We start from the raw sequence: 10,009 nt of genomic DNA, 5'->3' as shown, positions 1-10,009 counted from the left end.
TTCATTACGTCCCCTATGTGGTAGATAGTCCGGAAAAGACAGTACCTATCAACCCGTATCATTCAAGGAGTCGAAATGAAATAACTTGCGCGTTTCGAACCCTCCACAGGCCTGTGACCTGCGATGATGCTCTCGATCACGTATTTGTTACTTCATTACGTCCCCCAAGTCATATCATCGAGACCATGGCTGGAATCGCGCTGACGCCGGTGTCGTATCTGGTCCTGGGGGAGGTAGCGCGGCGTGGCAGTGCCACTCCGTACGAGCTCAAGGTCGCGGTTGCCGGCTCGATCGGTAACTGCTGGTCGTTTCCGCACGCCCAGCTTTACAAGGAGCCGCCCCGCCTTGCCGCGGCCGGACTCCTTTCTGAGGAACGGGAGGAGTCCGGCCGCAGGCGGCGGATCTTTCGCCTGACCGGCGCCGGCCGGAGCAGGTTGGCCGCGTGGCTCGCCGTCCCGGAGGCCGGGCGCACCGAGCTGCGCGATCCCGGCCTGCTCAAGCTGGCATTCGCCGATCTGGGCCGGCCGGGTGATGTCAGCCGGCTCGCGCGGGCCCAGGCGGCGGCGCATCGCGCTCACCTGGAGGTGTACCGCTCCCTGACCGCGCTGCCCGCGGGTGCCCTGGCCTGGTCGCTGCGCCGGGCCCTCGATCTCGGGCTCGGCTACGAGGAGCTCGCGGTCGAGTTCTGGGAACGCCTCGCCGCCGAGCCGGGCGGGGCGGCGCGGCGGTCAGCGGACGGTGCGGTGCCTGCCCCGGGCCCGCAGGTAGTCCCGGATGACGTAGTTGCCGAGGGCGGCGGGATCGGGTGAGAGAACCCGCCCGCCGTTGCGTCTGGCCATCTCCTCGACGAACTGCACCAGCCGTGGCTCGTCGTCGAGCATGAACACATTGACGGTCACGCCGCGCCGGGTGAGCCGGTCGACCTCGGCCAGGGTCAGCTCCAGGGTCTCGGGCATCGGCGGCCAGGAGAACGAGGGAGCCCCGTCGCGCAGCAGGTGCGCGGTGGGCTCACCGTCGGTGACTACCATGATGACCGGCTCCGCCTGCGGGTAGCGGCTCAGCAGCCGGCCCGCGATGAGCAGGGCGTGCTGCAGGTTCGTGCCCTGCACCATCTCGGAGTCGAGTCCGGCGAGCTCGACCGGCCGCAGCTCCCGGGCGTAGTCCGAGAAGCCGACAATGTGGATCTTGTCTTGCGGGAACGACGTGCTGACGAGCGTGTGCAGCGCGAGTGCCGTCGACTTCGCGATGCCCCAGGTGCCCCGCAGCGCCATCGAGTAGGACAGGTCGACGAGCAGGCACACCGCCGCCGTGGCGCGGCGCTCCGTCTCGGCGACCTCGAAGTCGGCCACCGCCAGGCGGATCGGGTGGCCCCGGCCGGGCGGACCGCCGCGCAGCACCGCGTTGCGGACTGTGCGGACGACGTCGATCGGCTGGGTGTCGCCGAACTGCCAGGCCCGGGAGGTGCCCAGCAGATCCCCGGCGGAACCCGCGTCGGTCACACTGTGATCCCCGCGGCCTCGGGCGGAGATCTGCCGGAAGATCCGGGCCAGCGCGGCCTGCCCGATCCGGCGCACCGCCCGTGGGGTGAGCTCGAGGCTCCCGGCCCGGCGGGTGAGGAATCCCTGCCGTTCCAGCTCCTGTTCGATCTCCTGCAGCCCCCGCAGATCGTCGACGGCGGACCGGCCCAGCGCCCGGGCCACCGCCTCGGGGTCGACGTCCTCCAGGGATGCCCCGGCGTAGTCCTGCCCCAGCGCGGCGGCCAGTTCGTCCAGCTCCGCGAGCTCCTCCAGCGCGGTGGTGGCGTCGCCGAGGCCGAGCGGTTCCTCGCCGGTCAGGCCGTCGCCCAACCGGCCGGCCCGCCCCCGCACCCGTCCACCCCAGTTGAGGTCCGGTCGGGACGCGCGCAGCGCCTGCGCCAGTCGTGACATCTCTGCGGCGAGCCTCAGGTCCTCCATCGCCGTGGACATCAGGTCGGCGAGTTCGGATCGCTGCTGCGGGGTGAGCCCGGCCAGTAACCGCGCGGCGGCGGCGGCCCGGCGGGCCAGCGCGTCGACCAGTTCCTCCAGCGAGCCGGGGTTCTCCGGGAAGAAGTCGCCGAACTCCTGCATGAACCGGGCGAACGCCTCGTCGGTGTCCTCACCACGGGCGTCCGCCTCCAGCAGGGCGTTGAGCGCGGCGACCATCTCCCGGATCCGGGCGAAGTCTTCGGGCGCGGCCCCTTCCAGGGCCTGCTTCATTCCCTTGAACTGGGAATCGAGGACCTCGCGACGCAGCAGCTCGGAGATCTTCTCGTACGTCTCGCGGGCCGGCGGGGACCGCCAGTCGTACTCGGCGAGCGAGCGCACCGCACGGGCGGGGTCCGCGGGCAGCGCGTCCAGCTCGGCCTCGCGCAGCCGGGCGTCGTCGGAGGGGTCGGGGAACAGCGCCGCCCGTTCCTGGCCCACGGCGGTGTCGAGCAGCCGGCGGACCTCCTGGAGCGTCCCGTCCATCCGGCCGCGGGACCGGGCCTCCCGCCGGTGCCGCTCGACGGCCCGGCGCATGTCGTCCAGACCACGCCGGCCCGGCATGCCCCGGCGCAGCAGCGACTCCAGCGCCTCCCGCGGGGTGCGTCCCTCCAGAATCTGGCGGGACATCTCATCCAGGGCGTCGGACGCGGTGAAGGGGGAGGCGAGTGGATCGGGTCCGCCGTCCCACGGGCCATAACGGAATGTTCCGGAACTCACTGTTCCTCCTGGAAGCTTCCGTGCGAGGTCAGGTGCCGCCGGGTCAGGTGCCGTAGACGGTCCGTCCGGGAAGCTCTTCCTTGGCCAACCGACGGTTGAGGTGCAGTCCCTCCATCGCCAGCTCCAGTGCGGCCGCCGCGAGCCCCGGCGACTCCGCCCCGTCCACGCCGAGCCTGGTCAGGATCGCCGCGAGCCCGGGCACCGGCCCGGCCCGGCGCAGCAGCTCGGCCGCCGCTACCAGGTCGCCGGTCTCGACCGGGCCAGCCGCGTCGAAGCGGGCCTGCAGGCCGGTGAGGTCCGCGCCGGCCAGCCTCGCCCGGAACGTCTCGGCCACCGCGCGGCGCAGCAGCAGCGCGAGGACCTCGTCCTCCCGGTCCTCCTCCAGCTGGTCGAACTCGACCTTGCCGCGTACTGCCGGGACGATCGCGGCGAGGTCGACCACCCGTGCGGTGGGCGTCTCCTCGCCGGTCAGCGCCGCGCGGCGGACCGCCGAGGCCGCCACCGTCTCGGCCGCGGCCACCGACAGCCGGGCCGATACCCCCGAGCGCTGGTCGACCTGGGGGGCGTCGCGCACCAGCCGGGTGAACCGGGCCACGATCTCCACCAGGTGATCGGGTATTTCCGGCGCGCCGAGCGGGGACCCCGCCCAGGACATCACCGCCTCCTCGCGGATCAGCTCCAGTTCGTCGGTGAGGTGCAGCGGGTAGTGGGTGCGGACCTCGGCGCCGAACCGGTCCTTGAGCGGCGTGATGATCCGCCCTCGGTTGGTGTAGTCCTCGGGGTTGGCCGAAGCGACCAGCAGCAGGTCCAGCGGCAGCCGGAGCAGGTAGCCGCGGACCTGGATGTCCCGCTCCTCCAGCACGTTGAGCAGCGCGACCTGGATCCGTTCGGCGAGGTCGGGCAGCTCGTTGACGCTGAAGATCCCGCGATTGGTGCGCGGCACCAGCCCGTAGTGGAGCGTCTCGGGATCGCCGAGCGTGCGGCCCTCGGCGACTTTCACCGGGTCGACGTCGCCGATGAGGTCGCCGACGCTTGTGTCCGGGGTCGCGAGCTTCTCGCTGAACCGCTCGCCGCGGTGCCGCCAGACCACCGGCAGCGCGTCACCGAGATCGGCCGCCAGCGCGCGGCATCGGCCGCAGACCGGCGCGTAGGGGTGGTCGTTGATCTCACAGCCGGCGACGGCCGGCGACCACTCGTCGAGCAGGCTCACCAGAGTGCGGATGAGTCGGGTCTTGCCCTGCCCGCGCTCGCCGAGGAAGACGATGTCGTGGCCGGCCAGGATGGCCCGCTCGACCTGGGGAAGGACGGTCTCGCCGAAACCGACGATGCCCGGGAACCGGGGGCCGTCGCCCCGCATCAGGGCGACGAGGTTGTCGCGCAGCTCCGTCCGCACCGGGCGGTGCGCGTGCCCGCTGCGGCGCAGCTCACCCAGGGTGGTGAGCTGCGAGGCGGCGGCCGTCGGCGGGTGGGCCGGAGATGCCACGGTCGGTGGCACGGAATGACTGGGCTGTGCCGGCAGATCCTCCACCCGTCGACGGTACGCCGATGCCGCCACCCGTGCAGCCGGGTCGGCAGTCGTCCGCTGCTGGCGTAGTCAGCCCGAGTAGGGCGACACCGAGACGATCTTGACCTTGGCCGAACGGCCGTTGGGCAGCGTGTAGGAGACGGTCTCGCCCGCCTTGCGCCCGGTCACCGCGCCGCCCAGCGGGGACGCCGGGGAGAAGACCTCGATGGGCGTGCTGTGGTCCTCGCGCGAGCCGATGAGGAACTTCTCCGTCTCCCGTTCGCCGGGGAAGCGCACCTCGACGACGGTGCCGGGGCCGGCCTCGCCGGTCGCCGCGGCTGCCTCGCCGACCTGGGCGTCGCGCAGCAGGTCCGTGAGCTGGCGAATCCGGGCCTCCTGCTTGCCCTGCTCCTCCTTGGCCGCGTGGTAGCCGCCGTTTTCCTTGAGGTCGCCCTCCTCGCGGGCAGCTTCAATTTTGGTCGCGATCTCCGTACGCCACGGGCCGGTCAGGTAGTCGAGCTCGGAGCGGAGCCGGTCGTATGCCTCCTGGGTGAGCCAAGTCTGCTGCGTCACGCGGGTCACGCTCCTCGGTGAACATCAAAAGGACCATCATACCAAAATGAATCAAGGAAGATGTCGGGCTTGGTGGCTCTGGCGGCGTCTGGACCGCCTGGAAGCCCCGGACCGGCGGGTCAGCCCTTACGGGTGATCCGACAGCCCTTGCCTTTGACCTCGACCACGAATGCTTCACGCAGGGGTGGGAGGACGACGGGACCGGCCGTCGTCCATCGGCCCTTCGGACCGGGCCGACGACGATGTCGGTGCGCCGGTCGACGGCAGCCCTGCCGTCGAAGCATGCCCTGCCGTCGAAGCATGCGCGGACGGTGCATTGTGCCACGGCGTTGGGTGACTTTTCTAGACCGAACGCGGGGCGGGCCCCGGCGGTTCCCCGGGCGAGCTCGGACCACCCGGGCCAGTGAGCTCGGAACAACGCCGGGGCATCAGGAACAATGGGCCGCATGCCTGCGGTCCACGATCGGCATGGCCTGCGCTTGATGGCCATCCACGCCCACCCCGATGACGAGTCCAGCAAGGGCGCCGCCACCATGGCACGTTACGCCAGCGAGGGCGCCGACGTGCTCGTGGTCACGTGTACCGGGGGAGAGGAGGGCAGCATTCTCAATCCCGCGATGGACCAGCCGGGTGTCGCCGCCCGGATGGCGGAGATCCGCAGGCAGGAGATGGAGGCTGCCCGGCTCATCCTCGGGGTCCGCCAAGAGTGGCTCGGCTTCGTCGACTCCGGGCTTCCTGAGGGCGATCCGCCGCCGCCCGTTCCGGACGGGCGGTTCGCCACCATCGCGCTCGACGAGGCGGCCCGTCCGCTGGTCCGGTTGATCCGTCAGTTCCGGCCGCAGGTCATCACGACCTACGATGAGTCGGGCGGGTATCCGCATCCCGACCACATCATGACCCATCGGGTCAGTGTGGAGGCGTTCGAGGCGGCCGGTGATCCCGACCGTTATCCCGAGGTCGGTGCTGACGCCGGCCTCGAACCCTGGCAGCCGCTCAAGCTCTATTACCACCTCACCTTCCACAAGGAGCGCATCCTCGCTCTCCACGAGGAGATGATGGCCCGCGGTCTGGAGTCCCCCTATGCCGAGCGGCTGGCCGAGTGGGTCGACCGCGCCGAGGACACCGGTCGGCTCACCACCCAGGTGGAGTGCGCGGACTGGTTCGAGACCCGCGACCGGGCGCTGATCGCCCACGCCACCCAGGTCGACCCCACCGGATGGTGGTTCCGGATACCCCTGGAGGCGCAGCGGGACGCTTGGCCGACGGAGGACTACCAGCTGGCCCGTTCTCTCATCGAGGTCGGCATGCTGCCCGAAGACGATCTGTTCAACGGTGTGTGACTTTCCGGTGATGTGGCCTTTTGGGGGACGTAATGAAGTAACAAATACGTGATCGAGAGCATCATCGCAGGTCACAGGCCTGTGGAGGGTTCGAAACGCGCAAGTTATTTCATTTCGACTCCTTGGACGGCATGTGACTTTTTGAACAGTATGTGATCTATTCAACGGTGCGTGGCCGCGGAGGCGGAGGGCTCGCACGGCAGGGCGTAGGGTCGGAACTGGCGCCCGTCGTGGAGTGTCCCCGTGGCGGGCGGTAACAGCAGGTGTGGCGGACACCAGAGGACACCAGGTGTGAGGACGTGGCCGTGAACGAGGTCTTCGCCGCTTCCGTGCTGGTCGAGAGGAAGATCGACGCCGGAGCCGTCGGGTTCCTCGTTGTCCTGGCACTGATCGTGGCATCCATTATGATCTTCTTCTTCCTCTCGAAGAGCCTGCGCCGGATGCGGTCGAACGTCGCCAGCGGCGAGTTCGCCGGCGGCGATCCTGATCCGAACGCGATGCGCCGGCTGGACGGTGGAGACGGGCGCCGTGGCGGGCGCGGTTCCGCCGCCTTGCCCGGGGGAGATGCGCCGGTTATCGACGGGGAGGTCGTCGAGGAGACCCCCGGCACCGCCGGCGCCGGTAGCCCGGCGGGCCCGGCGGGTGGCGGCAAGCAGCTGGACCTGCCGACCCAGCCCGGACCCCCCGCGGGCTCCGCGGGGAGCGATCGGTAGGCGGCTGCCGCAGACCCCGGTTAGGCGGGGGAGGTGGCGATATTCACGATCCGACCGGGCACGACGATGATCTTCTTGATCGTCTGACCGTCGGTCTGCCGGGCGAACTCGGGATGCGCGGCGAGCAGATCGCGAACCGTCTGCTCCGCCGAGCCGTCCGGAACCTCGAGGGTGAACCGGACCTTCCCGTTCACCTGGACCGGGATCGTCCTGACCGACTCGGCGGCCAGCGCCGGATCCCCGATCGGGAAGGCGGCCGTGCTGACCGACTCCTCGTGACCGAGGCGGGACCACAGTTCCTCGGCGATGTGCGGGGCCAGCGGGGCCGCCATCAGGGTGAGCGGCTCGGCGAGCGCGCGGGGGGTGGGGGACTTCCCGTAACTTTTGCTGACGAAGTTGGTCAGTTCGATGAGCCGGGCGACCGCGGTGTTGAACCGCAGCCCCGGGTATTCGGCGGTGACCGTGAGGATCGTCCGGTGCAGGACGCGAAGAGCCTCGTCGTCCAACGGCTCGTCGACGACGGCGGCCGCCCCGGTGGTCTCGTCGACGACGGTGCGCCACAGCCGCTGGAGGAACCGGTGCGAACCGACGATGTCGTCGGTGTGCCATGGCCGGTCGGCGTCGAGCGGGCCCATTGCCATCTCGTAGACGCGCAGCGTGTCGGCGCCGAACCGGTCGTACATCTCGTCCGGGCTGACGCTGTTCTTCAGGCTCTTGCCCATCTTGCCCGAGCGCCGGTTGACCGGGGCGCCCTGGAAGAGGAACCGGCCGTCGGGGGTCGCCGTCACCTCGGCCGCCGGGACGTACATGCCCCGGGCGTCGGTGAAGGCATCCGCCTGGATATAGCCCTGGTTGAACAGCCGCTTGAACGGCTCCTTGGTCGAGACGTGGCCCAGGTCGTAGAGCACCTTGTGCCAGAACCGGGCGTAGAGCAGGTGCAGCACGGCGTGCTCGACGCCGCCGACGTACAGATCGACGCCGCCGTCGCCGGGAACCGCGCCCGGCCCGGCCATCCAGTAGCGCTCGACGGTCGGGTCGACGAAGCGCTCGGTGTTGGTCGGGTCCAGGTAGCGCAGGTAGTACCAACACGAACCGGCCCACTGCGGCATGGTGTTCGTCTCACGCCGGTACTGCTTCGGCCCGTCGCCGAGATCCAGGGTGACCGTCACCCAGTCGGCGACCCGGGCCAGGGGGGGCAGCGGGTCGCTCGCGTCGTCCTCGGCCATCGCCGTGGGCCGGAAGTCGGTCATCTCCGGCAGCTCGATCGGCAGCAGCTCGTCGGGAACCGCGTGGGGGAGCCCGTCGGCGTCGAAGACGATCGGGAACGGCTCGCCCCAGTACCGCTGGCGGGAGAACAGCCAGTCCCGCAGCCGGTACGATCGCGCCGACCTGCCGGCGCCGATCTCCTCCAGCCAGTGAACCGTGGCCTTGATCGCCTCGCTCTTCGACAGGCCGACCAGCACCGGGGCGCCGGCCGGACCGGGCCGATACTCGCCCGCACCACTGAACGCCTCGGGCCACTGCGCCGATGGAGTCGCGGGCACTACCCCGTGCGTGGCGTACCAGTCCGCGTCCGGCTCCAGCACGGCGGGGATCGGCAGGTCGAACGCGCGGGCGAAGGAGAAGTCCCGGCTGTCGTGTGCCGGCACCGCCATGATCGCCCCGGTGCCGTAGCCCAGCAACACATAGTCGGCCAGGAAGACCGGGATGACCCCGCCACCGACCGGGTTGCGCACGTACGAGCCGGTGAACACGCCGGTGCGGTCGATGACCTCCTCGCCGCGCTGCCGGTCGCTGCGGTGGGCCGCGAACTCCCGGTAGGCGTCGACGGCGGCTCGCGGGGTCCACGCCGGATCGGCGCCCGCCTCCGGCCCGGCGGCGCCCGCCGGTTCCGTGCCGCCGCCCCGCCGTCCCGCCGGGAAGCGCCAGCTCACCGGGGTGCCCGTCGGCCAGGTGTCGGCGATCAGCGTGTCGACCAGGGGATGTTCGGGCGCAAGCACCAGGAAGGTGGCCCCCGCCAGGGTGTCCGGGCGGGTGGTATAGACCTCGATGCGCCGGGCGGTCGATGAGCCGGACGGATCGGAGGGATCGGACAGATTGAACAGATCGAACGGACTGGAGGCACCTGTCCCCTCGCCGGGGGCGACGACGGTGAACTCGACGCTGGCGCCCTCGCTCGGACCGATCCAGTTGCGCTGCATCTGCTTGATCGAGTCCGGCCAGTCGACCAGGTCGAGGTCGGAGATCAGCCGCTCGGCGTAGGCGGTGATCCGCAGGACCCACTGCTTCAGCGGCCGGCGGAACACCGGGTAGTTCCCGATGTCGCTGCGGCCGTCGGCGGTGACCTCCTCGTTCGCCAGCACGGTGCCCAGCCCCGGGCACCAGTTGACCAGCTGTTCGGAGATGTAGGCCAGGCGGTGCGCGTCGACGGCCTTCCGGCGGGACACTTCGTCGAGCTCGGCCCACGCCAGCCCGGCCGGGTTCGCCGCCCGGACCGCGTCAACCGACACGGCCGTGTTCCCCCCGGCGGGGCCGGCTACCGGCGCCCGGGTGCCCGCGGCGAACTCCTCGATCAGCTCGGCGATCGGCCGGGCCCGGTCGGCCTGCGGGTCGTACCAGCTGTTGAAGATCTGCTGGAAGATCCACTGCGTCCAGCGGTAGTAGCCCACGCCGGTCGTCGCGATCTCGCGGCGGGTGTCGTGGCCCAGCCCCAGCCGGGAGAGCTGGCGGCGCATGTTGGCGATGTTGGTATTGGTGGTGTCGCGGGGATGCTGGCCCGTGTTGATCGCGTACTGCTCGGCGGGCAGGCCGAAGGAGTCGTATCCGAACGGATGCAGCACGTGCCGGCCGGACATCCGCAGGTAGCGGGCGAACACGTCGGTACCGATGTACCCCAGCGGGTGCCCGACGTGCAGCCCCGAGCCGCTCGGATAGGGGAACATGTCCATGATGTAGAACGGCTCCCGGCCGGCGACCTTCTCGAAGTCCGCCGAGAGCGGCCCGACCGGGTTCGGCGAGTTGAACGTGCCCTCGTCGGCCCACCGGTGCTGCCAGCGCCGCTCGATGTCGGCGGCGAGCCGGGCGTCGTACCGGAAGCTCGGCTCGCCGCCCCCGGTCCCGGCGGGGGCGCCGCCCGCGCCGCCCGCGGTGCCCGCG

7 protein-coding genes are annotated in these 10,009 nt (G+C 70.6%); 3 read left to right on the top strand and 4 right to left on the bottom strand.

Going from position 1 to position 10,009, the window contains the following annotated elements; genetic code table 11:
- The first annotated feature begins 185 nt into the window (after positions 1-185).
- Positions 186-809, top strand: coding sequence for a PadR family transcriptional regulator (locus tag AC08OU_RS04030; RefSeq protein WP_476599279.1), 624 nt, complete (start codon positions 186-188; stop codon positions 807-809).
- On the opposite strand, the gene AC08OU_RS04025 is transcribed toward AC08OU_RS04030, so the two are convergent.
- The 3 genes from AC08OU_RS04025 to greA are packed head-to-tail and all read right to left on the bottom strand — an operon-like array spanning position 729 to position 4,800.
- Entirely contained in the window at positions 729-2,723 is a 1,995-nt protein-coding gene (locus AC08OU_RS04025) for a vWA domain-containing protein (protein ID WP_476599277.1), read from the bottom strand. The genes AC08OU_RS04030 and AC08OU_RS04025 overlap by 81 nt on opposite strands.
- Before the next feature lie 43 nt (positions 2,724-2,766).
- On the bottom strand, positions 2,767-4,278 hold the full coding sequence (locus AC08OU_RS04020; RefSeq protein WP_476604395.1) for a magnesium chelatase ATPase subunit I: 1,512 nt from the start codon (positions 4,276-4,278) through the stop codon (positions 2,767-2,769).
- Positions 4,279-4,317: 39 nt separating this feature from the next.
- Positions 4,318-4,800 carry a transcription elongation factor GreA gene (gene greA / locus AC08OU_RS04015; RefSeq protein WP_476599273.1) on the bottom strand — a complete coding sequence of 161 codons (483 nt, stop codon included), beginning with the start codon at positions 4,798-4,800 and terminating at the stop codon, positions 4,318-4,320.
- A gap of 437 nt (positions 4,801-5,237) precedes the next feature.
- Between greA and mca the strand changes: the two genes are divergently transcribed.
- Together mca and AC08OU_RS04005 are read left to right on the top strand one after the other, a co-directional pair.
- Positions 5,238-6,140: a mycothiol conjugate amidase Mca gene (gene mca, locus AC08OU_RS04010; RefSeq protein WP_462185942.1), complete on the top strand. Its 903-nt coding sequence runs from the start codon at positions 5,238-5,240 to the stop codon at positions 6,138-6,140.
- Between the two features lie 305 nt (positions 6,141-6,445).
- Positions 6,446-6,853: a hypothetical protein gene (locus tag AC08OU_RS04005; protein ID WP_476599272.1), complete on the top strand. Its 408-nt coding sequence runs from the start codon at positions 6,446-6,448 to the stop codon at positions 6,851-6,853.
- Between the two features lie 20 nt (positions 6,854-6,873).
- Here AC08OU_RS04005 and AC08OU_RS04000 read toward each other — a convergent pair.
- Positions 6,874-10,009: leucine--tRNA ligase (locus AC08OU_RS04000; protein WP_476604394.1), on the bottom strand; the 3,136-nt coding region annotated here is incomplete at its 5' end.

The organism is Frankia sp. CcMO1, assembly GCF_977945845.1.
Note: the sequence above shows the minus strand (reverse complement) of the source record. Positions and strands in the feature narration are given on the sequence as shown.